The 23,297-nt window shown below is 74.1% G+C and carries 25 protein-coding genes; 11 read left to right on the top strand and 14 right to left on the bottom strand.

Annotated elements, in window-relative coordinates:
* Positions 1-96: 96 nt before the first annotated feature.
* Positions 97-894, bottom strand: a complete 798-nt coding sequence (locus CO540_RS24720; RefSeq protein WP_253866179.1) for a thrombospondin — start codon at positions 892-894, stop codon at positions 97-99.
* A gap of 147 nt (positions 895-1,041) precedes the next feature.
* On the bottom strand, positions 1,042-1,773 hold the full coding sequence (locus CO540_RS24725; RefSeq protein WP_099164921.1) for a cellulose binding domain-containing protein: 732 nt from the start codon (positions 1,771-1,773) through the stop codon (positions 1,042-1,044).
* A gap of 291 nt (positions 1,774-2,064) precedes the next feature.
* Between CO540_RS24725 and CO540_RS24730 the strand changes: the two genes are divergently transcribed.
* Entirely contained in the window at positions 2,065-2,874 is an 810-nt protein-coding gene (locus CO540_RS24730) for an Fpg/Nei family DNA glycosylase (protein ID WP_099164922.1), read from the top strand.
* A 1-nt stretch (position 2,875) separates the two neighbouring features.
* Here CO540_RS24730 and CO540_RS24735 read toward each other — a convergent pair whose 3' ends face one another.
* Positions 2,876-3,748, bottom strand: a complete 873-nt coding sequence (locus tag CO540_RS24735; RefSeq protein ID WP_099164923.1) for an aminoglycoside phosphotransferase family protein — start codon at positions 3,746-3,748, stop codon at positions 2,876-2,878.
* 88 nt (positions 3,749-3,836) lie between these two features.
* Positions 3,837-5,090, bottom strand: a complete 1,254-nt coding sequence (locus tag CO540_RS24740) for an Ig-like domain repeat protein (protein WP_099163824.1) — start codon at positions 5,088-5,090, stop codon at positions 3,837-3,839.
* Between the two features lie 170 nt (positions 5,091-5,260).
* On the opposite strand from CO540_RS24740, the gene CO540_RS24745 reads away from it, so the two are divergent.
* Both CO540_RS24745 and CO540_RS24750 read left to right on the top strand, forming a co-directional pair.
* A complete protein-coding gene (locus CO540_RS24745; protein ID WP_099163825.1) occupies positions 5,261-5,776 on the top strand; it encodes a SigE family RNA polymerase sigma factor in 516 nt (171 codons plus the stop codon).
* Positions 5,773-7,002 (top strand): hypothetical protein, encoded by a 1,230-nt coding sequence (locus CO540_RS24750; protein ID WP_157779176.1) that lies wholly within the window; start codon positions 5,773-5,775, stop codon positions 7,000-7,002. Before CO540_RS24745 ends, CO540_RS24750 begins: the two co-directional genes overlap by 4 nt.
* A 208-nt stretch (positions 7,003-7,210) precedes the next feature.
* Here the strand turns inward: CO540_RS24750 and CO540_RS24755 are convergent, their stop codons facing one another.
* The 4 genes from CO540_RS24755 to CO540_RS24770 all read right to left on the bottom strand — a co-directional run bounded on the left by CO540_RS24755 (position 7,211) and on the right by CO540_RS24770 (position 10,300).
* Entirely contained in the window at positions 7,211-7,954 is a 744-nt protein-coding gene (locus CO540_RS24755) for an ABC transporter permease (protein WP_099163827.1), read from the bottom strand.
* Positions 7,951-8,892, bottom strand: a complete 942-nt coding sequence (locus tag CO540_RS24760; protein WP_099163828.1) for an ATP-binding cassette domain-containing protein — start codon at positions 8,890-8,892, stop codon at positions 7,951-7,953. The genes CO540_RS24755 and CO540_RS24760 overlap by 4 nt, the downstream gene beginning before the upstream one ends.
* Positions 8,889-9,311 (bottom strand): hypothetical protein, encoded by a 423-nt coding sequence (locus tag CO540_RS24765; protein WP_099163829.1) that lies wholly within the window; start codon positions 9,309-9,311, stop codon positions 8,889-8,891. Before CO540_RS24765 ends, CO540_RS24760 begins: the two co-directional genes overlap by 4 nt.
* Positions 9,312-9,499: 188 nt before the next feature.
* Entirely contained in the window at positions 9,500-10,300 is an 801-nt protein-coding gene (locus CO540_RS24770) for a GNAT family N-acetyltransferase (RefSeq protein ID WP_099163830.1), read from the bottom strand.
* A 185-nt stretch (positions 10,301-10,485) separates the two neighbouring features.
* Here CO540_RS24770 and CO540_RS24775 point away from each other — a divergent pair, with 185 nt between their 5' ends.
* Positions 10,486-11,373: a LysR family transcriptional regulator gene (locus CO540_RS24775; RefSeq protein WP_099163831.1), complete on the top strand. Its 888-nt coding sequence runs from the start codon at positions 10,486-10,488 to the stop codon at positions 11,371-11,373.
* Between the two features lie 10 nt (positions 11,374-11,383).
* Here the strand turns inward: CO540_RS24775 and CO540_RS24780 are convergent, their stop codons facing one another.
* A complete protein-coding gene (locus CO540_RS24780; protein ID WP_099164924.1) occupies positions 11,384-12,763 on the bottom strand; it encodes an FAD-dependent oxidoreductase in 1,380 nt (459 codons plus the stop codon).
* Positions 12,764-12,804: 41 nt separating this feature from the next.
* Complete coding sequence (locus tag CO540_RS24785) at positions 12,805-13,953, bottom strand: glutamate--cysteine ligase (protein ID WP_099163832.1); 1,149 nt, start codon at positions 13,951-13,953, stop codon at positions 12,805-12,807.
* Positions 13,954-14,252: 299 nt separating this feature from the next.
* On the opposite strand from CO540_RS24785, the gene CO540_RS24790 reads away from it, so the two are divergent.
* The 3 genes from CO540_RS24790 (at position 14,253) to CO540_RS24800 (ending at position 17,030) form a co-directional block, all read left to right on the top strand.
* On the top strand, positions 14,253-14,528 hold the full coding sequence (locus CO540_RS24790) for a DUF6412 domain-containing protein (RefSeq protein ID WP_099164925.1): 276 nt from the start codon (positions 14,253-14,255) through the stop codon (positions 14,526-14,528).
* Between the two features lie 256 nt (positions 14,529-14,784).
* On the top strand, positions 14,785-15,528 hold the full coding sequence (locus CO540_RS24795) for a membrane protein insertase YidC (RefSeq protein WP_099163833.1): 744 nt from the start codon (positions 14,785-14,787) through the stop codon (positions 15,526-15,528).
* A gap of 77 nt (positions 15,529-15,605) precedes the next feature.
* Complete coding sequence (locus CO540_RS24800) at positions 15,606-17,030, top strand: carbohydrate-binding protein (protein WP_099163834.1); 1,425 nt, start codon at positions 15,606-15,608, stop codon at positions 17,028-17,030.
* 9 nt (positions 17,031-17,039) lie between these two features.
* Here CO540_RS24800 and CO540_RS24805 read toward each other — a convergent pair whose 3' ends face one another.
* On the bottom strand, positions 17,040-17,705 hold the full coding sequence (locus CO540_RS24805; protein WP_099163835.1) for a DedA family protein: 666 nt from the start codon (positions 17,703-17,705) through the stop codon (positions 17,040-17,042).
* A 70-nt stretch (positions 17,706-17,775) separates the two neighbouring features.
* Positions 17,776-18,369 (bottom strand): DUF1349 domain-containing protein, encoded by a 594-nt coding sequence (locus tag CO540_RS24810; protein ID WP_099163836.1) that lies wholly within the window; start codon positions 18,367-18,369, stop codon positions 17,776-17,778.
* A gap of 53 nt (positions 18,370-18,422) precedes the next feature.
* On the opposite strand from CO540_RS24810, the gene CO540_RS24815 reads away from it, so the two are divergent.
* Positions 18,423-20,075, top strand: coding sequence for an alpha-amylase family protein (locus tag CO540_RS24815; protein WP_099163837.1), 1,653 nt, complete (start codon positions 18,423-18,425; stop codon positions 20,073-20,075).
* A gap of 57 nt (positions 20,076-20,132) precedes the next feature.
* Positions 20,133-20,891 (top strand): 3-oxoacyl-ACP reductase FabG, encoded by a 759-nt coding sequence (gene fabG / locus CO540_RS24820; protein WP_099163838.1) that lies wholly within the window; start codon positions 20,133-20,135, stop codon positions 20,889-20,891.
* Between the two features lie 22 nt (positions 20,892-20,913).
* Here fabG and CO540_RS24825 read toward each other — a convergent pair whose 3' ends face one another.
* A complete protein-coding gene (locus CO540_RS24825; protein WP_099163839.1) occupies positions 20,914-21,330 on the bottom strand; it encodes a hypothetical protein in 417 nt (138 codons plus the stop codon).
* A complete protein-coding gene (locus CO540_RS24830) occupies positions 21,323-21,718 on the bottom strand; it encodes a hypothetical protein (RefSeq protein ID WP_099163840.1) in 396 nt (131 codons plus the stop codon). The genes CO540_RS24825 and CO540_RS24830 overlap by 8 nt, the downstream gene beginning before the upstream one ends.
* A gap of 150 nt (positions 21,719-21,868) precedes the next feature.
* Between CO540_RS24830 and CO540_RS24835 the strand changes: the two genes are divergently transcribed.
* Positions 21,869-22,765, top strand: a complete 897-nt coding sequence (locus CO540_RS24835) for a Gfo/Idh/MocA family protein (protein WP_099163841.1) — start codon at positions 21,869-21,871, stop codon at positions 22,763-22,765.
* Between the two features lie 44 nt (positions 22,766-22,809).
* Complete coding sequence (locus CO540_RS31155) at positions 22,810-22,932, top strand: hypothetical protein (RefSeq protein WP_256385999.1); 123 nt, start codon at positions 22,810-22,812, stop codon at positions 22,930-22,932.
* The last annotated feature ends 365 nt before the right edge of the window (positions 22,933-23,297 follow it).

The raw sequence follows: 23,297 nt of genomic DNA on the forward strand, positions 1-23,297 counted from the left end.
CGGCGAACCGCCGCCCCCGAAAGAGGTTGTGCCCGGCCGGTGAACCACCGGAGCTGGTCGGGCTGCCGGCGCTGCCGGCGATCGGAAATGTGCCCGTCAGAACCGATCGGCAAACTGTGAGTCGAGCCACTCGCGCAGCCGGCCCACCCACTCGCCGTCGGTCGTCGGCCAGTCGAACTGGCCGGTCATCGCCACCACGCCGAGCACCACGGCGGCGATGCCGACCGCCACGCCGATCAGCGCGTCGGTCTTCCCGGCCACGTGCCGGCGCCGGGTGGCGATCAGCCCCAGGACGGCCAGCACCGCGCCGACCGCGCCCAGCCCGATGCCGTAGCCGGCAAGCGTGCCGGAGAGCACGAACAGCGCGCCGACCACGGAGACGATCAGGCCGAGCGTGGCGAGGAAACTGGCCCGCGGCTTCTTCGTCAGCGCCGGGTCGGGCTCGCGGTCGGGACGGCCGTCGCCGTCGGCGTCCACCGGACGGTCGGGACGGCCGTCGCCGTCGGTGTCGACGGGGCGGGCCACGGGGCCGGCCACGGTCGGGTCGACGGGACGGTCGGGACGCCCGTCACCGTCCAGGTCGACGGTGCGGTCCCTGGTGGGGTCCGGGTCGACGGGCGTCGCGGTCGAGCCCGACGGGCGTCGGGTCACCGCGCGCGCCGCGGCGGCCCGCTGCGCCGCCCGCCGCTCCGGCTCGCCGGTCCGCTCCGCGACCTCGACCCGGTCGGCGTCCGCGACCCGGTCGGCCTCGGCGGCCCGCTCCGACTCGGTGGCGGTCGCGCCGCTGCGGTACGTGGTCTGCGTGGCGTCCCGGTCGGTCACCACCGGCCGGTCGGCCGGCGCGTCCGCGGCGGTGTTCCCGTCGCGGGCGTCCACCACGCCGTCGCCGTTCACATCGGTATTCGACGCCGGAGGGTTCCGGCGGGACAGGATCTTCACGATGGCACCTCCTGATCCAGGCGCGGAGGCCGCGCATGACAGGGAAGGGATACCCAGGCGCGCGGAAATCGACACCCGTCGCCCGCTCCGCGCCTCCCCGGGTCACCCGCGGCAGTCCGGCGTGATGGTGCCGGGCGCCGCGCTGGTCGCCACGAGCAGGCCGAACATCGTCGAACCGCCCGGGGGCAGCGTCCCGTTCCAGGAGGCGTTGCGGACCGTGACGTCCGGGCCGACGCCCTCCGCGACCCCGCCCCAGACCGACTGGACGCGTTCGTCACCGGACCACCGCCAGGAGGTGAGCCAGCCCGACATCGGCGCGGTCCCGTTGTTGCGCACGGTGACCGTGGCGACGAAGCCGCCGCCCCAGCTGCTGTCGATCGTGGCCGTCGCGGCGCAGAACGACAGGGTCCGCGCCGGCCCGCCGATCACGTACGGATCCCGGACGCCCTTGGTGTCGCCGAACCGGAACCAGTAGGCGGTGCCGGGTGTCAACCCGCCGACGGTCACCGACCCGGAGCGTTCCGGGCCCGTGACGGCCTCGGCCACCGGATCGCGCCACTGCGTGGCGTCCTCGCGGCTGGCGAAGAGGCTGACGACCAGCGGGGGGTCGTAGCCGCAGGGTGGGCTGAGCACCATCCAGTAGGCGATGGTGAGACTGCTGGTGGTGGCCCCGGTGACCTGGCCGCTGACCGGCAGCGCGGGCGGGCAGGTCAGCGTCGGGGCGGGCGTGGGCGTCGCCGCCGTGGAGGCGGGCGAGCGGAGGGCGCCGGCCGGAGCGGCCAGGCCGGTCAGGGCGAGCGCGGCGGCCAGGGCCGCGCCGAACGTGCGAACCATGGGGTACTCCTGGGACTGCGGGCGCCGGGCCGGGCCGACGCCGGACGGGAGACGGTCACGGCCCCGCCGCGCGATCGCCTCGGCGCGGCCCTGCGCCGTGGCGCGACCAGCGGGACGGGTGGGGGAGAGGCTGCCCGGCGCCGGGTGGCGCACCACCCCGCGCGTCCCTCCCCGGATCGAGCGGCTCGCACCGGCTCCCGGGCGCGAACGCGACCAGTCTGGCATTCGACAGGCGTCGATTCAATGACGTCCCGTGGCGGGGCCCGGCCCGGCTGGCTAACCTTGGCGGTCGTGCCAGAGGGACACACCATCCACCGCCTCGCCGCCCGGCACGCCGAGCTGTTCGCCGGCGACAAGGTGCACGCCGACAGCCCGCAGGGGCGCTTCGCCGAGGGCGCCGCCCGCCTCAGCGGCACCGTCCTCGACGGCACCGAGGCGTATGGCAAGCACCTGCTGCACCACTACGCGGGCGAGCTGACGCTGCACGTGCACCTCGGGCTGTACGGGAAGTTCGCCGACGGGTCGGGGGAGCCGCCGCCGGCGGTCGGGCAGCTGCGGCTGCGGCTGCGCAGCGACCGGCACTGGCTGGAACTGCGTGGACCCACCGCCTGCGAGCTGCTCACCTCGCCTGAGGTGGCGGCGCTGCGCGAGCGGCTCGGCCCCGACCCGCTGCGCGCCGACGCCGACCCGGACCGGGCGTACGCGCGGATCCGGCGCAGCCCCACCCCGCTGGCCGCGCTGCTGCTGGACCAGTCCGTGGTGGCTGGCACCGGCCTGATCTTCGTGACCGAGGCGCTGTTCCGCGCCGGCCTGCCGCCGCTGCTGCCCGGCCGGGACCTGACGCCGGCCGGGTGGGCGGACCTCTGGGTGGACCTGGTGACCCTGATGACCCGCGCGGTCGAGCGGGGCCGGATCGACACCGTGCGCGACGAGGACCTGCCGGAGGCGACGGGCCGGGCGCCCCGGGTCGACCGGCACGGTGGCGAGGTCTACGTCTACCGCCGTCCCGGCGCGCCCTGCCACGTCTGCGGCGCCGAGGTGCGCCGGGGGACGCTGGCGGGCCGCAACCTCTACTGGTGCCCCACCTGCCAGGCGGGCTGAGTCACCCCTCGTCCAGCAGCCAACGGACCGTCTCGACCTGGCCGGGGAAGACCTGGTCGCCGCCGATGCTCCAGGCCAGCGTCTGACCGACCGCCCAGCCGCGCACCCGCTCCCGGTCCAGGCCCAGCTCCGCGCTGAGCCGGTCGAGCCGGTGCCGGACCGCCGCCGGGGAGTGACCCAGCTCGGCGCCGCGCACCAGCGGCACCACCGCGAACTCCCGCTCGCCGACCAGCGGCTTCGGGTCGATGACCAGCCACGGCTCACGACCGGCGGCCAGCACGTTGCCGGCGTGCAGGTCCTGGTTGACCAGCACCTGCTCGCCCTGGTCCGGCGCCAGCTCGGCCAACAGCCCGAGCGCGGCGTCCAGCAGTCGTCGCTCGTACGGGCGGTTGGCCCGCCGCCAGTTCCCCGGCATCCGCTCCGCCCAGCCGGCCGCCTCCTCGGCGAGCGGGGTGAACGGCGGCCCGGCCGGCACCCCGAGCCGGGGCAGCAGGCCGACCGCGACGTCGAGCGCGGCGTCGGGCGGCAGCGCGTGCAGCGGCGTACCCGGGTCGCACCGCTCGACCAGCAGCGCCCGACGCCCGGCGTCGTGGGCGAGCAGCCGGATCGCGCCCTGACCGGCCCAGTGCGCCAGCGCGGTGGCCTCGTGGACGCTGTCGTCGTCCGGGTACTGGAGCTTCAGCACCGCCCGCGTCCCGTCCGGCAGCTCGGCCGGCAGGGCCAACGACGCGAACGCGTAGGCGAACGGCGGGCCGAGCGTCAGCTCCCAGCGCGCCGCGCAGTCCGCCAGCCGGCCGGGCAGATCGGTCAGCCACGCCCGTCCGGCCGGTGCCCGCTCGACCCACCGCAATCCGTTCGGAATCTCCCACCGCATCCGGTCATCCTGACCGACCCGGGCGACCGACACCGCCCCGCCGTGCCGGGGCCGGAGAAGCCGGGCAAGCGTCGGCATCCTGCCGTGCCTAGCGGCCGGTGACGTGGCCCTCCGTCGCGGTGACCACCCGGCGTCGCCGGGCCACCAGCATCAGGCCGGCGCCGGCGAGCAGGAGAGCCGCCGCGCCACCGACCAGCGACGGAATCGCGGGGCCGGTGATCGGCAGCGTCCCGGAGCCGCCGCCGGAGCCGCCGTCGGGCTGGCCGGCACCGCCTGGCGCCACCACCCGGACCGTGACGGTCTCGGACACGCCCGCCAGCGCCGGGTCGTCCTTGGGCGCCACCACCCGGTAGCGGAAGGTGCCGGCTGTTGGCGGGGTCACGGAGAGGGTGTAGCGGCCGCCGTCGCCGACCGACGCGCCGGCCACCTTGCGCCACGTCCCGCCGCGCAGCTGCTGGAGCACGACGTCGGGCGTGCTGGGCTTGACCGTGCCGGTGAAGGTGACCTTCCTGCCCGGTGCGACGCTGGTGCTGCTGGCGGTCACCGAGACAAGCGGCCTGACCCGCGGGTGACGCGCCGCGACGACGATGAACGAGGTGGCGATCCTGATGTCGGACGGGCGCAGGATGCCGACGCAGTGCAGGAAGTCGTCGCCCCTCGGGTAGACCCGGGAGAAGGTGCCGTCCGCCCGGGTGGTGCCGTTGGGTGGGCTCGGGGACTCGACGCAGAGGTTGTCCTGGCCGAAGTAGATCGGTTGGTTGCCGATGCCCTTGCCGGTGTCCTCGTCGTAGAACCGCCCCTCGACCGTGAGCGGACCGTCGCCGGCCAGCGGATCCGGCGCGAACCGCATGGTGACCGCGGGCTTGTGGGTGCCGGTGACGGCGAGCCTCGTGTCCGCCGAGGCCGGCGGGTCGACGTCGAGACGGTTGGCGGCCGAGTCCACCGCGACCAGCCGGCTGACCTCCCACTCACCGTCCCAGGTGGACGGCACCTGGATCGTCGCGCTCCAGACGCCGTCCTGCGGTGTGCCGGAGGTGAGCGACAGCTCGGCGGACTGGGAGGCGGTCGCGTCGGCGCCGGCAGCCCGCAGGAGGGTGACGGCCGGCAGGTTGCTGCCGTCCATCTCGCCGCTCGGCTCGACCCCGGTCTCGTCGGTCAGGTGCGCGGACACGGTCACCGGCACCAGGTCCACCCCGGACACGGAGACCGCGTCGGGGGAGACGGTGATGCCGGCCAGCACCGGCGGCGCCTGATCGGCCGCGGCGCTCGCGGCCGGAGCGCCGGCGACCAGGCCGCCCGGCAGCAGGAGGAGACTCGCCGCAGCCGTTCGCCACCACCGCATGTCAGGTGCCCCTTCCGGGTCGGATCGACGCGACGGAGAGTCGCTGTCTGGGCACCGTACTGAATTCCGTTCCGCCTCCGCTGCCCCGTTGCGGGCAACGAACCGGCGGATCCGTACAACCGAATCCGGCCGGACCCCGTCTGAACGGGTGGAGCGACGGAGGTAACCGGATGCCAGACGCATCGGACCAGGAGTACATGGAGTACGTCAGCGCTCGCCTGCCTGCGCTGCACCGTCTGGCGTACGCGCTCAGCGGCGACGTCGACCAGGCGGACGACCTGGTGCAGGAGACCGTGACCCGGCTGTTCCAGCGCTGGTCCCGGGTGGCTCGGGCCGAGCACCGGGACGCCTACGTCCGGTCGGTCCTGGTGCGACTGTTCCTCGACGGCCGGCGCACGGGCTGGTGGCGGGTGCGGCTGTTCGGGTCGCCGCCGGACACCCGACCGGTCGAGGACCGGGGCGCCGACGACCGGACGACGCTGCGCGCCGCGCTCGACCGGGTGCCGCCCCGGCAGCGGGCCGTCCTGGTGCTCCGCTTCCTGCACGACCTGCCGGTCGAGGAGGTGGCCCGGATCCTGGGCTGCTCCCCGGGCACGGTGAAGAGCCAGACCTCGCACGGTCTGACCGCGATGCGCCGGCTGCTCACGGAGACAGCGCCGGCCGGGACGACGGGAGTGACGCGATGACATGGGACGAGGACCGGATCACGCTGCTCCTGCGCGAGGCGGGGGATGAGCCGCCCCGGGGGCCGAGGGTGGATCTGGGCGACGCCCTGCGCGAGGGCCGTCGGCGTCGTCGCCGACACCGGGGCGCCGTGGCGGGAGGGGTGGCGGTGGCCATCGCGCTGGCGGCCGGCGCGACACCGCTGTTCCTCCGCCCCGCCCCGCCGCCCGCGCCGTCCGCGGTGCCGCCGCCGACGGCCTGCACCGTCGCGCCCCTGCCGCTGCCCGAGGGCACGGACGGCGGCGCGGTGAGCGGCGGCGACCGGACCGGCCGGTGGCTGATCGGCTCCGCCGCGCGACGCGGTTCGGATCAGCAGACGGCCGTGCTCTGGCACGGTGACCGGGTGACGGAGCTGCCGGGTGCCCTGCGTCACGGGGTGGCGGCGGCCGTCAACTCGGCCGGCACGGTCGTCGGGGCCGCGGACGACCGGGCGTACGTCGTCCGGGACGGCCGCGTCGACCGCCTCCCCGGAGGCGACGGCCTCCGGCCGACAGCGGTGGACGACGCGGGTCGGGTGGTGGGGGAGCGGCTGCAGCCGGTGGGACGGCGGGTCCGGCCGGTCCCGGTCCTCTGGGCCTCGGCCACGAGCGAGCCGGTGGACCTCGCGCTGCCCGGGCCGGGGTGGGAGGGGACGGCGATCGGCATCGCCGGCGACGGCACGATCATCGGTACGGTGAGCGAGGAGGGGCTGGAGCTGACCGATGGCTACGGACCGAACCTCAACCGGGGCTACCGGTGGCGGCCGGACGGAACCGGTGAGTTCCTGCCGATGCCGACCACGGCGGGCAACGGGGCGCGCGGATTCCTGCCCCGGTCGGTCGGGGGAAACTGGTTGCTCGGTTCCACCCCCCGTGAGCAGCCGCGCGCACTGTACGCGCCGACGCTGCTGGACCTGCGGACCGGTGACTTCGTCGCCCCGCACACGAGCGCGGAGTTCGTACCGGTCGCGGTGAACTCCCGGGGTTGGACCGTGGGCTCGTACGGCCAACCGGTGGCGCATCCGACCGGCGCCCTGCTGACCGGTTCCCGCCTGCTCCACCTGCCGGCTCCCGAACCGGGCGTCGGCCTGCGCCACACAGTGCCGTGGGTCGTGAGCGACGACGGGCGGATCATCGCGGGCGAGCAGCTCGGTGACACGGACGCCGACCCGTCGGCGGTGGGACGACCGATCCGCTGGCTCTGCCGGTGAGCCGGCAGCAGCTCCGACCGCGGAGCCAGCGTGACGGCGGGCGCGAGGCGGGAACGCTCCCCACCGGACGGCGTGCCGCGCGCCACGCCTGGCGCGCGGGTGCCGCGCGCCAGGCGTTCTCGATCCGGCGGTGCCCTGACGTCCGCGGCACTGCCGGATCGGGCCAGGGCCGCCGGGGCGGCGCCGCGAACAACTCCACCGGCGAAGGTCACGCTCGCTTGCGGAAGGTCGAGCGCGCCCACAGGTAGCCGACGAGCGCGATGGCCACGCACCAGGCGACCGCGAGGGACGCGTCGGTGGTGTCGGGCGCGCCGTCGAGCAGCCCGCGCACGGTCTCGATGATCGGCGTGAAGGGCTGGTACTCGGCGAACTGCCGCAGGCCGGGGCCCATCTTCTCGGCCGGGACGATGGCGCTGCTGAAGAACGGGAGCATGACCAGCGGGACGGCGGCCATGCCCGCCGTCTCCGGCGACTTCGCGGACAGCCCCAGCGCGACGGTGAACCAGCCCGCCGCGAACGCGAGCAGCACCGTGACGCCGCCCACCGCGAGCCAGTCGACCAGGCCGGCATTCGGGCTGAACCCCAGCAGGAAGGCCACCCCGACGAGCGCCGCGACGGCGATCAGGTTGGTCAGCAGGCTGGCGATGACGTGGCCCGCCAGGATCGCGCCGCGGGAGACGTCCATGACCTTGAACCGGTTGATGATGCCCTTGGTCATGTCGGAGTTCACCGCCGTGGCGGTGCCGCCCAGCCCGTAGCAGACGGCCAGCAGGATCAGGCCCGGCGTCGCGTAGTCGATGTAGTCGACGCCGACGTCGAAGGCGTCGCCGAACATGTAGACGAACATCAGCATGATGATGATCGGCATCAGGACGGCGTTGAACACCGACGTCGGGTTCCGGCCCAGGTGTTTGACGTTGCGGCGCAACATGACGAATGAGTTGGCGCTCATTTCGCGTCCACCTCCGTGGGGTGGCCCGTCAGGGCGAGGAAGACGTCGTCGAGGTCGGGGGTGTGCACGGAGCACCCCTCGGCGCTGAGGGAGTGCTCGTCCAGTCGGTCCAGCACGGCCCGCAGCGACTTCGTGCCGCCGTCGGCGGGCACCCGCAGGGCCAGCGCGTCGTCGTCGCGGGCCGCCTCGGGGAATACCCCCGCGGCGGCGTCGAGGTCGGCGGCGGTGGCGAACCGCAGGCGTACATGGGTCCCGGGAACGAGGCGTTTGAGCTCCTCGGGCGTGCCCTGCGCGACCAGGCGACCCCGGTCGAGCACCGCGACGCGGTCGGCGAGCTGGTCGGCCTCCTCCAGGTACTGCGTGGTGAGGAGGACGGTCACACCGTCGGCGACCAGGTCCCGCACGATCGACCACATGGTGCGGCGACTGCGGGGGTCCAGGCCCGTCGTCGGCTCGTCCAGGAAGATGATCTTCGGGTCGCCGACCAGCGTCATCGCCAGGTCGAGCTTGCGCCGCATGCCGCCGGAGTAGGTGGAGGCCGGCTTGTCCGCCGAGGCGGCCAGCTCGAACCGGTCCAACAGACCCGCGACGATCCGCCTGCCGTCGCCGGTCACCCGCCGGTTGAGGTCGACCATCAGCTGGAGGTTCTCCCGGCCGGTCAGCAACTCGTCGACGGCCGCGAACTGGCCGGTGACGCCGATCGCGGCGCGGACCGCGCGGGCGTCGGTGGCGAGGTCGTGGCCGGCGACACGGACCGTGCCCCCGTCGGCGTCCAGCAGCGTGGTCAGCACGTTGACCGTGGTCGTCTTGCCCGCGCCGTTGGGGCCGAGCAGGGAGAAGATGGTGCCGGCGGGAACCTCGAAGTCGATGCCGTCCAGGACGGACTTGTCCTTGTACGCCTTGCGCAGCCCCGAGACCGAGATCGCCGGGGCCGTCACGCGATCACCTCGGCGGCGTCGAGGGCCGCGACGATCTTGTCGATCATATCGGTGACGGCGGGGCCGGGCCCGCCCTGCCGACTCCGCACGCCCGCGTCGAGGGCGACCACCACGGTACGGCGGAAGTTGTCGGCCTCGCTCGGGTCCTGCCGGGCGAGCAGGCGCATCGCCTCGGTCAGTGCGGGCAGCACCCGGTCGGCGATCGCGGCAACCGACCTGCCGCTGAGGTCCACGCCCGTCGACTTCTCGGCGAGCACGTGCCCGACCAGGCCGGTTGCCGAGGCCAGGGCGATGGATCCGTCGGTGGCGATCCGATGGGGTGAGCCGCCGGCGGCTCCGGCGGCGGACAGCAGCGTGACGGCGCCGTAGGCGGCTGTTCGGAGCGTGAGTTTGTCGTGGGCGGAAAGGGTGACGGACATGGTGACGGACTCCTGAGTGGGTGACGTCGGTCGGATTCGGGGGGGCGGCGGAGCCGCGATCGTGCGGCGGGTCCCTGCCTCCGGCCGGGGCGACGCAGTCTCTCGGGCATACTTCACCTTTCATGACAAACCTCTCCTTGATGGCGCGCGTGGGCTCCGCGCGCTGTCGTGGTGGTCGGGGCCGCCGGTTACGGCAGGGTGAGCTCGTAGCGGACACTCCGCCCGAGAGGTCGGAAGCCCAGGTGCCGGCGCAGGGCCAGCTGGGCCGGGTCGTCGTGGGCGGTACGGGTCTCGACCTCTTCGACGTGCGGGTGGATCTCCCGTATCCGCTTGATCAGGGCGGCGTTGACCCACAGGCCCAGTCGCCGTTCGCGATGGTCGCCCCGCACCGCCGGCCCGTACTGGCGGGCGCGCCGCCGCCGCGGTCCGTCGCTCCGTGCCAGGGCGTACGCGACCAGGTCGCCGTCCGCCTCCGCCGCGCTCACCACCGCGTCACCGGGGCGGCTCGGGCGCCGGAGCAACTGCTCGACGCTCGTCGCGTCGCCCGGGTCCCCGGCCCAGTGCCGCAGGCGGTAGCCGGGGTGCTCGACGTCGACCAACTCGCCCAGCCAGGCGTGGTGGACATCGCAGTAGGTGAGCAGGTCGTGATCCCAGGACCCGGTGCGTCGGAAGCCGTGCCGGACACAGAACGACTCCCCGGCCGAACCCGCCCCGACCTCGGCGACCAGCCGCCGGCCCGCGGCGTGCGCACCGGCGGCGGCCAGCAGCCGCGAGCCGATCCCCCGTCGGCGCCACGGCGGCTCCACGTGCAGGCTCAGTTCGAGAGCGCCGGAAGGCGCGGCCGTCGGCGGCGGCCACCCGCACTCGAACGGCTCGACCGGGCGCAGACCGGCGAACCCCGCCACCCGGCCGGGGGAAGCCACGGCGTGCCACCGCGCGACGCCGAGCTGATCCGGCTCCGCCACGATGTCGATCCGGCCTTCGCTCATGCGTCCACCCTCGTCCGGCCGCCCTCGCCGAACAACGCAGAAGATCGCATCGCCGCATGAGCCACGGGTAATCGATCGACGCCGGCCCTCACGGTGACGCGTGGCCCGGATCGCACCGGGCGGCGCGTCTCCGCCGCGGCCTAGACTCTGCGGTCGAGTGTGACGATGGGAGACAGGGCCGCCCGGTGGAACTACGTGACATCGAGATCTTCCTGACGCTGACCGAGGAGCTCCACTTCGGCCGCACGGCGGAACGCCTGCACGTGTCGCAGTCGCGGGTCAGTCAGTCGATCAAGCAGCAGGAGCGTCGGATCGGCGGGGGCCTGTTCGAGCGTACGAGCCGCGCCGTCCGGCTCACGCCACTCGGCGAGCGGCTGCGGGAGCGTCTCCGCGCCGGCTACGACGAGATCATGTCCGGCATCGAGGAGGCCACCGCCACCGCCCGCGGCCAGGCCGGCACGCTGACCGTCGGCACCATGGCCACCCAATACCTGTCGGTCGAGGCCGCTCTCGACCTGTTCCGGCAGCGACACCCGCAGTGCGAGCTGCGCCTGCGCGAGATCCTGCCCACCGACCCCCTCGGGCCGCTGCGGGCCGGCGCGATCGACATCGGGATCCTCTGGCTACCCATCCGTGAGCCCGACCTCACGGTCGGGCCGGTCCTGCACCACGAGGATCTGGTGCTGGCGGTCGCCGCCGATCATCCGCTGGCCAGCCGGGGCAGCGTCGAACTGGAGGATCTCGGCGACCATCCGGTGGTCTACCCCGAGGGACCCATTCCCGACTACGTGTGGGAGGCGCACACCCCGTCCACCACCCCGGCCGGGCGACCCGTCCGGCGCGGACTGGGCGTGCACACCCTCGAGGAGGCCTTCCGGGGGATCGCCGGCGGCAAGGTGGTGTCTCCGGTCGGATCGGACGTGGCATCCACCCGGCAGCGAGGCGACATCACCTTTCTGCCCATCACCGACGGGCCGGTGTTGCACTACGCGCCGGTCTGGCGCACCGGCGGGGAGACCGCCCTGGTCCGCGCCTTCGTCCAGGCCGCCACGGAGTCGCGGCAGACGACATAGCCGGCCCGGGTCAGCGACCCGTGCCGGCCAGGGCGTCGACGGCCTTGCGGGCGGCGATCAGCACCGGATCCCAGACCGGGGCGTACGGCGGGGCGTAGCCCAGGTCGAGCGCGGTCATCTCGTCCACCGTCATGCCGTTCCAGAGCGCCACGGCGAGCGCGTCGATCCGCTTGGCCGCCTCGGACCGGCCGACGATCTGCGCCCCGAGCAGCCGCCCGCTGGGTCGCTCGGCGATCAGCTTCACGGTCATCTTCTCCGCGCCCGGGTAGTAGCCGGCCCGGCTCGTCGACTCGGCAAGCACGGTGACGAACTCGAAGCCGGCCTTGGCCGCGTCCTGCTCGCGCAGCCCGGTGCGCCCGACCTCCAGGTCGCACACCTTCGTCACGGCGGTGCCGATCACGCCGGGGAAGGTGGCGTACCCGCCGCCGATGTTGATCCCGACCACCCGGCCCTGCTTGTTGGCGTGGGTGCCGAGGGGGACGTGCACCGGCATGCCGCTGACCCGGTGCAGGCTCTCCACGCAGTCGCCGGCCGCCCACACGCCGGGCACGCCGGGCACCCGCATCCGGCGGTCCACCCGGATCCCGCCGGACGGGCCGAGCGGCAGGCCGGCGGCCTCGGCGAGCGCGGTGTTCGGGCGTACGCCCAGACCCAGCACCACGACGTCGGCCGGGATCGGTCCCTCGGTGGTGACCACCGCGGCGATCCGCCCGTCCCGCTCATCCAGGCCGGTGACCTTCATCCCGGTGCGGATGCCGATGCCGGTGCCCCGCATCGCCTCGGCCACCAGCTCGCCCATGTCCGGGTCGACCGTCGACATCGGCTGCGCGGCCTGCTCGACCAGCTGCACCGAGAGCCCGCGCTGCACCAGCGCCTCGGCCATCTCCACGCCGACGTAGCCGCCACCGACCACCACCGCGTGCCGGGGCCGGGGCTCGCGTTCGAGCCAGTCGAGCAGTGCGGCGCCGTCGTCGAGCGTCTGCACGCCGAACACGCCGGCCACGTCGTCGCGCGCCCACTCCGGCTGCACCGGTCGGGCGCCGGTGGCGTATACCAGGGTGTCGAAACCGACGCGGACCTCGCGGTCGCCGTCCAGGTCGCGCGCGACCACCTCGCGACGGTCGAGGTCGATGGCGGTGACCTCGTGCCGCATCCGGACGTCGATGTCGAAGTCGTCGCGGAAGGCTTCCGGGGCGCGGGCCACGAGCTGGTCGCGTTCCGGCACCAGGCCGCTGATCCAGTAGGGGATGCCGCAGGCCGAGTAGGACGTGAAGTGACCCCGCTCGAAGGCGACGATCTCCAGGTCCGTGCGGTCACGACGGCGTCGCGCCTGGGAGGCCGCCGACATGCCGGCGGCGTCCCCGCCGACGACGATCATCCGCTCCGCCACGCCGCTCATCCTGTCACGCCGGGCCCCGGCCGGCGGGCAGCTCAGCCACGGGTCTGCCGGGCCACGTCCGCGACCACGTCGACCATCTTGCCGGTACGCGCGAACACCGCCCGCTGCCGCGCCGCGCCGCTGCCGTGCCGGCGCAGCCCGCCGAGCAGGTCGGTCACGCGCTCGAGGTCGCCGTGCCGCTCCAGTTCCGGGCGGAGCCGGTCGACCAGCCGGTCCAGCAGCTCCCAGGCCGGGCGCAGCTCGCCGTCGGTCAGGTCGACGCCCTCGCCCTCCAGCCCGTCGTGGGCGGCCCGCCAGTGCGCCGCGACCAGCAGGTGGTGGTCGGTGTTGACGGCCGGCCGGCCGGCCGCGATGTCGGTCAGCGCGGTCGCCACGAGCGCCCGGACCAGCGCCGCGACCAGCACCGCGTCGTCCACGGATGGGCAGACGTCGCCGATCCTGATCTCCACGGTCGGGTACTTCGCGGAGAGCCGGGCATACCAGTAGAGCATCCCCTCGTCCAGCATCACGCCGCTGGCGATGAGCTGGCGGATCAGGCGCTCGTAGTGCTCGTGCGACTCCAGGAAGGGAGTGGGCGCGACCGACGGCCAGCGTTCCCACTCGACCGAGCGCCAGCTCGCGTAGCCGGTGTCCGCACCCCGGGAGAACGGGGAGTTGGCGGTGACCGCGTGCAGGATCGGCAGCCAGGGGCGGACGTGGTTGAGCACGTGGACGCCGGTGTCCGGGTCCGGGATGCCGACGTGCACGTGCATGCCGTTGTTGCCGGGGCCGGGCACCAGCAGCCGGAACCGTTCGATCATCCGGTCGAAGCGGGGCTTGTCCACCACCGGCGGCACCGGGCCGTCGACCGGACCGGTGCCGATGGCCAGCAGCCGTACGCCGGCCCGCTCGGCGGCGTCGGCCAGCTCGGTGCGGAGCATCGCCAGCGAGTGCCGGATCGAGGACAGCTCCAGCCCGGGCGGGCTGCCGATCTCGATCTGGCTGGTCTGGAACTCGCGCTCCACCTGCCCCCGCAGCTCGGCCGGCACCTGCTCCATCACCAGGTCGACGGCGGGTACGGCGGCGCCGGTGTGCGGGTCGGCCAGCAGGAACTCCTCCTCGACGCCGACCGTCAGCAGGTCCGTTCCGCCCGGCGCGGCGTTCCGTTCCCGCTCCGCCACTGAGCCGCCCATCGTCACCACCGCTTCCTCCGGACCCGCTGCGGCACCGTGCCGCGTGGTCGAGGCCCTGTTACCCACCGTGTCGTCGCCCGGAAACGCGCCGTTCGGCGTGTCGGCCCGTTTCGCCCGTTCGAGCCCCCGTGATCCCTCCAGTTCGGGGAGGTGGGGGGATCAGGCGGGCTTCGATACCGCCACCTCGCCGTAGTGGCGGGTCCGGGCCGCGTGGGTCGGGCGGGAGGGGATTGCGCCAGCTCGGCGAGGTGGTGCGAAGGGGCACTCCGGACGTGACACGGGGGGCTACGGTGGTGTTCGTGGCGGGGATGCTGGGGGTGCTGACGGGGCTCTGGGCCTATGGCCTCGCCCTGGTCGCGGACCGGCCGGTCGGGCTGCTCGCCGGCGCGGCGGTCGCCGCCGCGCTGTTGCTGGCCACGCTGCTCGCATTGCGCGTCCGGGCGCTGCCCGCGCCGCCCGGCAGCCGCTACGCCGCCGCCCTGCGGGCCCGCGCCCGCCGGCGCGGGGTGCCCCGGCAGGTCGACCCGGACGCGGCGGGCCGTCCGCGTCCCCGGGCGCCGGGGCTGCGCCCCTCGGCCGCGTAGCCACACCGGACCGGGCAGCCGCACCCCACACGGACCACCGGGCAGCCACATGCCGGCGGCCGCACGCCGGACGCCCGGCGGGCAGCCACCCGCACCAGGCGCCGCCCGGCTGCGGTCCCGTCGCCCGCCCCTGGGGGGCGAACCGGTGTCCTCCGCCTGTCCTTCCTGCTGGCTTTCCTGGCCGACTCCGTCGTCCTCCGTCCCGCCGCGCGTCGCCGCCCCGGGGCATCCGGAATCGCCACCGAGGGGTCTTCCCATGCTTGCCTTCGCACCGTTGCACGCCGCGGCCTCGGCCGCCGCGGTCGTCGTCACCTGGCTCGCCGACACGCTCGCCCCGCTCGCCGGCGGCGCCGCGACGGCCGCCGCCATCGTCCTGTTCACCGCCGGGGTCCGGCTGCTGATCTCGCCGCTCACCGTGGCCCAGGTCCGTGGGGAGCGGCGCCGCGCGGCGCTCGCGCCCGAGGTCCGCGACCTCCAGCGCCGGTACGCCGACGACCCCACCCGCCTGCAGAGCGAGCTGTTCGCGCTCTACCGGCGGGCCGGCGCCAGCCCGGTCGCCGGTTGCCTGCCGGCGCTGTTGCAGGCGCCGTTCTTCCTGGTCATGTACCGCCTCTTCGCCACCGGTGACGGCGCGCCGGAGCTGCTGGGGGAGCGGTTGGCCGGCGTACCGCTGGGGTGGCACCTCGGCGACGGGCTGGCCGGGCCGGTGCCGGTCGTGTTCGGGGTGCTGCTGGCGGTCCTGCTGGCGTTGGCCTGGTGGTCCTCCCGGCGGGCGCGTCGGGCGGCCGCCGCCACCGGCACGGTGGCCGGCGCGCCGGCCGAGGGCCCCGGCGCGGCGGTGCTCGGCCGGCTGGTGCCGCTGCTGCCGTTCGGGACCGTGCTGGTGGCGCTGGTGGTGCCGCTCGCGGCCGTGCTCTACCTGGTCACCACCACCGCGTGGACCGCGGTGGAGCAGGCGGTGCTGCGCCGCCCGGTTCCGGAACCCATCGACAAGCGTTGACAAGTGCGGGGGCGGGCGCGTAGAAATCGCTCTCAGAGAGCGCTCTCCGCCCCGTCCCCGCAGAGAGGCACCCCGACATGGACCCGATCCCGGCGGCCCCGGCCGCCCCCACCACCGTGCCCCGGCCACGCCGCCGGCTCGCCCTGGCCGCCGCCGTGCTCGCCGCCACCACCGCGCTCGCCGGCGTCTCGATGACCGCGCAGGCGGCCGTGCCGGCCCCACCCTCCGGATGGAGCCTGGTCTGGAGCGACGACTTCACCGGCGCCGCCAACACGCTGCCCTCGTCCGCCAACTGGATCGTCGACACCGGCACCAGCTATCCGGGCGGGCCGGCCAACTGGGGCACCGGCGAGATCCAGACCTACACCTCCAGCACCGCCAACCTGGCCCACGACGGCGCCGGCAACCTGCGCATCACGCCGCTGCGGGACGCCGCCGGCCGCTGGACCTCGGCCCGGATCGAGACGGTACGGGCCAACTTCAAACCGCCGTCCGGCGGCGTGCTGGCCCTGGAGGGCCGGATCCAGATGCCCAACGTCACCGGCGCGGCGGCGGCCGGCTACTGGCCGGCGTTCTGGGCGCTCGGTTCCCCCTACCGGGGCAACTACCAGAACTGGCCGGGCATCGGCGAGTTCGACGTGATGGAGAACGTCAACGGGATCAACTCGGTCTGGGGCGTGCTGCACTGCGGGGTCGCGCCGGGCGGCCCGTGCGGCGAGTTCAACGGCATCGGCGCGTCCCGGGCCTGCCCTGGCAGCACCTGCCAGTCGGCGTTCCACACCTACCGGTTCGAGTGGGACGCCTCGGTGAGCCCGCAGCAACTGCGCTGGTACGTCGACGGCCAGCTCTTCCACACCGTCGGGCAGAACCAGGTCGGCGAGCCGTACTGGGGTCAGATGACCAACCACGCCGGCTACTTCCTGCTGCTCAACGTGGCCATGGGCGGCGGCTTCCCGGACGGGGTGGCCGGCTCGGCCACGCCGACCTCGGCCACCGTGTCCGGCCGGTCCATGCTCGTCGACTACGTGGCGGTCTACACCCGCGGCGGCGGGGGCAACCCGTCGCCGACCCCGACCACCCCGCCGCCCGGCGGGGTGCGGGACGCCTACGCCACCATCCAGGCCGAGTCGTTCAACGCGCAGAACGGCGTGCAGGTGGAGACGTGCGCCGAGGGCGGCCAGGACATCGGCTGGCTGGCCAACGGTGACTGGGCCCGCTACGACAACGTCGACTTCGGGTCGACCCCGCCGCGCGACTTCGTGGCCCGGGTCGCCTCCGGCGCGGCGGCCGGCGTGAGCGGGCTGGTCGAGGTCCGGGTGGACAGCCCGACCGCGCCGCCGATCGGCAGCTTCGCGGTCGGGAACACCGGTGGCTGGCAGACCTGGCGGTCGGTCCCCGGCAACGTGGGCGGGGTGACCGGGCGGCACACGGTCTACCTGACGTTCAGCAGCGGCCAGCCGTCCGACTTCGTCAACGTCAACTGGTTCACGTTCCGTCGCTGAGGCGGGCGGTCAGCGCCCGGCGGTCACCGACTGCCGCCGGGCGCGCCGCCGGCGTACCTTCTTCACCGCCCAGCTCACGATCATGACGCCGAACACGGCGAAGATCGCGTAGTTGAACCACTGGCTGTACCGGTCGACGTCCTTCCACCGCGACCCGAGGGTGAAGCCGGCGCCGACGATCAACGCGTTCCACACCCCACTGCCCAGCGTGGTGAGCAGGACGAACTCGCCCAACGGCATGCGGTTGGCGCCGGCCGGGATCGAGACCAGGCTGCGGACCACCGGCACCACCCGGCCGATCAGCACCGCCCAGCGGCCGTGCCGCTCGAACCACCGGTCGGCCTTCTCCAGGTCCTCCAGGTCGACCAGCGGGATGTGGTCCAGCCACCGCTTCAGGCGGTCCTCGCCGAGCGCCGCGCCGAGCCAGTAGAGCACCAGCGCGCCGAGCAGCGAACCGACCGTCGCGGCGAGCACGATCAGCAGGACGTTGAACCGGCCCTCGGCGGAGAGATAGCCGGCCATCGCCAACACGATCTCGCTCGGGATCGGCGGGATGATGCTCTCCAACGCCACCAGCAGGGCCACGCCGACCGCGCCGAACGAGTCGATCACGCTGGCCACCCAGCCGGTCAGCCCGGTGAACTGGTTCGGGTCGACGTCTTGGGCCAGGGCCATCGTGGTCCTTCCACAGGGTTGCCGGGGATCCGGGGGTAGTACCCGGCCCGGCCCCGCCCACACCTGTGGCTCAGCTCTCCGGATGCAGCGCCGCGTCCGCCGGTCCCCGCCGCCAGCCGGTGAAGCGGACCACCAGGCCGCCCCGGCTGGGGGAGCAGCAGTACGGCCCGGCCGACGCCTCGGCGGCCGGGTCGAGCGGTGCGACCCGGACCAGTCGCCACGGCTCGTCCGCCACCCGGGCCCGTACGGTCAGCGCGTCCCCGGCCCGGCTCACCCGCACCGTCACGTCCCGCCCCGACCAGTCCGGCACCGGCGCCACCGACCAGTCGGAGAACTCGTCCGTCACCACCGCGCCGACCTGCGGGGCGCCGTCGCTGACCTCGACGCCGGCCTTGGTCCACCGCCGCTCGTCCACCCGGACCAGCACGCCGGCCTGGTCGAACTGCGCGCCGTAGTCCAGCCGGAAGGAGACCTCGACGGCGCTGTCCACCGGGAACGGCGCGAGCAGCGCCGAGCCGTCGTCGTGCACGAAGCCGTAGCTGGTGCGCCGCCAGAAGTCGCTGCCGCCGCGCGGCTCCACCAACAGGCCACCGTCGACCGGCTCGGCGCGCTCCGGCGGGTTCAGCCAGACACCGGCGGACCAGTCCGAGGCCTCCTCGCTCATGGGGGCACCGTACCGGGTTTGCCGGATCGGCCGTTCGGAGAAGTAGTTGCCGCATGGGTGACAGGTGGTATCAGGAGGCGGTCGTCTACTGCCTCGACGTGGACACGTACGCGGACTCCGACGGCGACGGGGTGGGTGACTTCCAGGGCCTGATCGGGCGACTGGACTACCTGGCCAGGCTGGGAGTGACCTGCCTCTGGCTGAACCCGATCCACCCCTCGCCGAACAAGGACGACGGGTACGACGCGACCGACTTCTACAACGTCGATCCGCGCCTCGGCACCCTGGGCGACTTCGCCGAGCTGCTGCACCAGGCGCAGAACCGCGGCATCCGGGTGATCATCGACCTGGTGGTCAACCACACCTCGGACCAGCACCCCTGGTTCCAGTCCGCCCGGTCCTCACCGGACTCGCCCTACCGCGACTGGTACGTCTGGGCCGACCACGAGCCGGACGACCGGCACCAGGGCATGGTGTTCCCGGGCGAGCAGCACGAGACGTGGACCTATGACCGCACCGCCAAGGCCTGGTACTACCACCGCTTCTACAAGTTCCAGCCGGACCTCAACATCGAGAACCCGAAGGTCCGCGCGGAGATCAAGAAGATCACCTCGTTCTGGCTCCAGCTCGGCGTCTCCGGCTTCCGGATGGACGCCGTGCCGTTCATCATCGAGAAGACCGAGCCGGGCAACCCGAACTCGCCCAAGGACTTCGACTTCCTCACCGACCTGCGCCAGCACGTGCAGTGGCGCCGGGGTGACGCGGCCCTGCTGGCGGAGGCGAACGTCGAGCCGGACCAGTTGCCGGTCTACTTCGGCGACGGCAGCGGCTCGGGCAACCGGATCCACATGCTCTTCGACTTCATGCTCAACGGCCGGCTGATGCTCGCCCTCGCCCGGGAGGACCCGGAGGCGATCATCGACGCGCTGCGCGACACCCCGAAGCTGCCCACCGGCGGCCAGTGGGCGACGTTCCTGCGCAACCACGACGAGATCGACCTGTCCCGCCTCACCGCCGACCAGCGCAAGGACGTGCTGGCGAAGTTCGGGCCGGACGAGAACATGCAGCTCTACGGCCGGGGCATCCGCCGCCGCCTCGCCCCGATGCTCGGCAACGACCGGCGGCACATCGAACTGGCGTACGCGCTCCAGTTCTCGCTGCGCGGCACGCCGGTGCTCCGCTACGGCGAGGAGATCGGAATGGGGGAGGACCTGGCGCTGGACGGCCGGGACGCGATCCGCACCCCGATGCAGTGGTCGTACAAGGAGAACGCCGGCTTCTCCACGGCCGAGCCGGAGAAGCTGGTCCGCCCGGTGATCGACAAGGGGGACTTCGGCTACCAGCAGGTCAACGTCACCGTCCAGCGCAAGGACCCGCGTTCGCTGCTGGGCTGGTTCGAGCGCATGATCCGCACGCTGCGGGAGGCGCCGGAGATCGGCTCCGGCAGCACCACCCACATCGACGTGCCGATGCCGCCCGGCGTGCTCGCGCACCGCGCCGACGGGCGTACCGGGACCATGGTCTTCCTGCACAACCTCGGCACCGAGGACGTGGAGATCGACCTGAGCACGCTGGCCCCGGAGGCGGACCTGCCGATCGACGTGCTGACCGACCGCAACTACGAGGACGTCGGCAAGCTCGACCGGCTCAAGCTCGCCGGCCACGGCTACCGCTGGATCCGGCTCTGCCGGGGCCGGGACCTCTGATCGCGGCGCGCGCGGGTTAGGCTCCTTCGATCGACCCCAAGTTACCGGGAGGTAATCATGTCGGAGGAGCCCCGCGTCGCCATCGTGACCGGAGCCGCGCGCGGCATCGGCGCGGCCACCGCCCGCCGGCTGGCGGCCGACGGCATGGTCGTCGCCGTGGTCGACATCGACGAGTCCGCCACCAAGGAGACCGTGGACGCCATCGGCTCGGCCGGTGGCCGGGCTCTCGGCGTCGGCGCCGACGTCTCCGACCGGGCCCAGGTCGAGGCCGCCGTGGCACGGATCGCCGCCGAACTGGGCGCCCCGACCGTGCTCGTCAACAACGCCGGCGTGCTCCGGGACAACCTGCTGTTCAAGATGACCGACGTCGACTGGGACACGGTCATGGGCGTGCACCTGCGCGGCGCCTTCCTGTTCAGCCAGGCCGCGCAGAAGCACATGGTCGAGCGCAAGTGGGGCCGGATCGTCAACCTCTCCAGCACCTCGGCGCTGGGCAACCGGGGGCAGGCGAACTACTCGGCCGCCAAGGCCGGCCTCCAGGGCTTCACCAAGACGCTGGCGATCGAGCTGGGCCCGTTCGGGGTGACCGTCAACGCCGTCGCGCCGGGCTTCATCGTCACCGACATGACCGCGGCCACGGCAGCACGGATGAAGGTCGACTTCGAGGCGCTCCAGCAGCACGCCGCCGCCGAGATCCCGGTACGCCGTGCCGGCCGTCCGGAGGACGTCGCGCACACCATCTCGTTCCTGGCCAGCGAGGGCGCGTCGTTCGTCTCCGGCCAGGTCATCTACGTCGCCGGCGGCCCGAAGGACTGACCGCTGCCCGGCGCGGCCCCGCTCAGGCGGGGTCGCGCCGGGTGCGCCAGAGCCAGAACAGGCCGAGCACCGGCAGCACCAGCGGGATGTAGCCGTAACCGCTGCCGAAGTCCGACCACACCGTCTCGTCCGGGAACAGCTCGGGGTCGGCGATGCTCAGCACGCCGACCGCGAGGACCCCGACCAGCTCGACCGAGCAGCAGGCCAGCGCCACCCGGCGGCCGGCGTGCCCGGCGCGGGCCAGCCCGACCGCCGCCACGATGTAGATCAGCGCCGCCAGCGCGGAGAGCAGGTACGCCACCGGCGCCTCGCCGAACTTCGTGGCGATCTGCAGCCCGGCGCGCGAGGTCGCGGCGATGGCGAACAAGATGTAGACCGCGATCAGCAGCCGGCCCGGCCCCCGGTTGGTGGCACGTTCCGGCGTCCGGGTCTCAACCACCGACGACCTCCCAGGTCTGCTGCAGCCGGACCACCACGACCGGCGTCACCAGGCAGATCGCGCAGACGATCGCGGAGCCCCACCGGGTCGGTTCCATCCGGGCCAGCACCCAGGCCAGCGGCGGCAGGCAGACCAGCGTCACCAGATAGCCGAAGAACGCGCCCGGCTCGCCCGGCCGGTCGCCCCCGCCGAGCGCGACGAGCGCGACCACGGTCAGCGCGAGCAGCGCCACCTCCAGCACGGCCAGGCCGACGAACTGGAGCCGGTCCGGCGGCTGCCGGCGCACGGCGGCCACCAGGGCCCAGACCGCGACCACCAGCGAGAGCACGATCGGGATCGTGGCGAGGATCCCGTCCACCGGCGAGCCGGCCGCCGCGGCGCTGGTCATCGACGCTGTGTCGTTCACCGGCCCAGTCTACTAATCCGTGTAGTAGCGCCGTCCCCGCCGGGTCGGGGCGCGCCGGGCGGTTCGGACGACTAGCGTGGATCACGGCCCCGGGCGTACGCCGGTGGCCGACGACGACGGCAGGGGGTCGGGGTGCGCTTCGGGTTGTTCGGCACCGGTCACTGGGCGGCGGAGACGCACGCCGCGGCCATCGACGCGCATCCGCGGGCGCGCCTGGCCGGCGTGTGGGGACGGAACCCGGCGAAGGCGGAGGAACTGGCCACCCGGCACGGCGTCCCGGCCTTCACCGAGGTCGACGCGTTGCTCGACGCGTGCGACGCGGTCGCCGTGGCGCTCCCGCCCGACGTGCAGGCCGACATCGCCGTCCGGGCCGCCACCGCCGGGCGGCACCTGCTGCTGGACAAGCCGCTCGCGCTCGGCCTGGCCGACGCCGACCGGGTGGTCGCCGCCGCCCAGGGGTCCGGGGTGGCCTCGGTGGTCTTCTTCACCCAGCGCTTCCACCCGAACGTCACCGGCTTCCTCGCCTCGACCGCCGCCGCCGGCGGCTGGCAGCACGCGCGGGCCACCATGTTCGCCTCGATCTACCAGCCCGGGAACCCGTACGGCGACTCGCAGTGGCGGCGGGACCGGGGTGCGCTCTGGGACATCGGCCCGCACGCGCTGTCGCTGATCCTGCCGGTGCTCGGTCGGGTCACCCGGGTCGCCGCGATGGACGGGCCGAGTGGCCTGGTGCATCTCCTGCTCACCCACGACGGCGGCGCGACCAGCTCGCTCTCGCTCACCCTGGACGCGCCGGCCGACGCGGTCGCCCGGGACTTCGTCTTCTTCGGCGAGAACGGCACCGAGAGCGTCCCGCCCGGCGACGGCAGCGTGCTCCAGGCGTTCGGCGCCGCGCTGGACCAGCTGCTGGAGGAGGTCGACGCGGGCACCCGGGACCACCGCTGCGACGTGCGCTTCGGTCGCGAGGTGGTGGCGGTCCTCGACGCGGCGGAGACCGCCCGGGCCCAGGGCCGCACGGTCGAGCTGTAGAAATCCCGTCGCGGGCCGAGCGGCCCGCCGCTAGCGTGGCCGGCATGTTCACGCATGCCCTGATCGACGTGGCCGCCGCGCCGGCCGCGTGGGGGCCCCTCCTGGTCGCCCGCCCGCGGGTCCGGCGCCCGGCCCTGGCCGGCCGGGACGCCCACCGCCGCGCCTGACCCGACCACCTGCCCCGAGCCTCCCCGGCCCGGGCACCCGCCGGTCCCGCCACCTCCCGGAGGTGGCGTTCCTCGGCTCAGGCCCGCCATCTCCCCGAGGTGGCGGCATCCGGTATCCGCCGACCGCGCCACCTCGCCGAGGTGGTGGCGTCGGGCGGTCACGGGCCACCCCACCTCACCGAGGTGGCGCGGTGGTCCGGCCGGTCCGCGTCCCGACCAACCCTCCAGGGTCGTCCGAGTCCCGATCCGCTCGGACCGCCCGACCGATCCACGCCGGCTCACCCACGCCGACGGCACCCGGCCTGTCCGGAGCGCCGCCGGCCCGGCGTCGACACCCGCGCAGCGGTCCGTACCCGTCGCCGTCC

Origin of the sequence: Micromonospora sp. WMMA2032 (genome assembly GCF_002688545.1) — a bacterium.
Lineage (GTDB): Bacteria > Actinomycetota > Actinomycetes > Mycobacteriales > Micromonosporaceae > Micromonospora > Micromonospora sediminicola.

Bases quoted from the DNA above. Each gene is read 5' to 3' on its own strand.
- CO540_RS24725 (WP_099164921.1), bottom strand. From the start codon at position 1,773: ATGGTTCGCACGTTCGGCGCGGCCCTGGCCGCCGCGCTCGCCCTGACC.
- CO540_RS24735 (WP_099164923.1), bottom strand. From the start codon at position 3,748: ATGCGGTGGGAGATTCCGAACGGATTGCGGTGGGTCGAGCGGGCACCG.
- CO540_RS24740 (WP_099163824.1), bottom strand. From the start codon at position 5,090: ATGCGGTGGTGGCGAACGGCTGCGGCGAGTCTCCTCCTGCTGCCGGGC.
- CO540_RS24745 (WP_099163825.1), top strand. From the start codon at position 5,261: ATGCCAGACGCATCGGACCAGGAGTACATGGAGTACGTCAGCGCTCGC.
- CO540_RS24750 (WP_157779176.1), top strand. From the start codon at position 5,773: ATGACATGGGACGAGGACCGGATCACGCTGCTCCTGCGCGAGGCGGGG.
- CO540_RS24755 (WP_099163827.1), bottom strand. From the start codon at position 7,954: ATGAGCGCCAACTCATTCGTCATGTTGCGCCGCAACGTCAAACACCTG.
- CO540_RS24765 (WP_099163829.1), bottom strand. From the start codon at position 9,311: ATGTCCGTCACCCTTTCCGCCCACGACAAACTCACGCTCCGAACAGCC.
- CO540_RS24770 (WP_099163830.1), bottom strand. From the start codon at position 10,300: ATGAGCGAAGGCCGGATCGACATCGTGGCGGAGCCGGATCAGCTCGGC.
- CO540_RS24790 (WP_099164925.1), top strand. From the start codon at position 14,253: ATGCTGGGGGTGCTGACGGGGCTCTGGGCCTATGGCCTCGCCCTGGTC.
- CO540_RS24795 (WP_099163833.1), top strand. From the start codon at position 14,785: ATGCTTGCCTTCGCACCGTTGCACGCCGCGGCCTCGGCCGCCGCGGTC.
- CO540_RS24800 (WP_099163834.1), top strand. From the start codon at position 15,606: ATGGACCCGATCCCGGCGGCCCCGGCCGCCCCCACCACCGTGCCCCGG.
- CO540_RS24805 (WP_099163835.1), bottom strand. From the start codon at position 17,705: ATGGCCCTGGCCCAAGACGTCGACCCGAACCAGTTCACCGGGCTGACC.
- CO540_RS24810 (WP_099163836.1), bottom strand. From the start codon at position 18,369: ATGAGCGAGGAGGCCTCGGACTGGTCCGCCGGTGTCTGGCTGAACCCG.
- CO540_RS24815 (WP_099163837.1), top strand. From the start codon at position 18,423: ATGGGTGACAGGTGGTATCAGGAGGCGGTCGTCTACTGCCTCGACGTG.
- fabG (WP_099163838.1), top strand. From the start codon at position 20,133: ATGTCGGAGGAGCCCCGCGTCGCCATCGTGACCGGAGCCGCGCGCGGC.
- CO540_RS24830 (WP_099163840.1), bottom strand. From the start codon at position 21,718: ATGACCAGCGCCGCGGCGGCCGGCTCGCCGGTGGACGGGATCCTCGCC.
- CO540_RS31155 (WP_256385999.1), top strand. From the start codon at position 22,810: ATGTTCACGCATGCCCTGATCGACGTGGCCGCCGCGCCGGCCGCGTGG.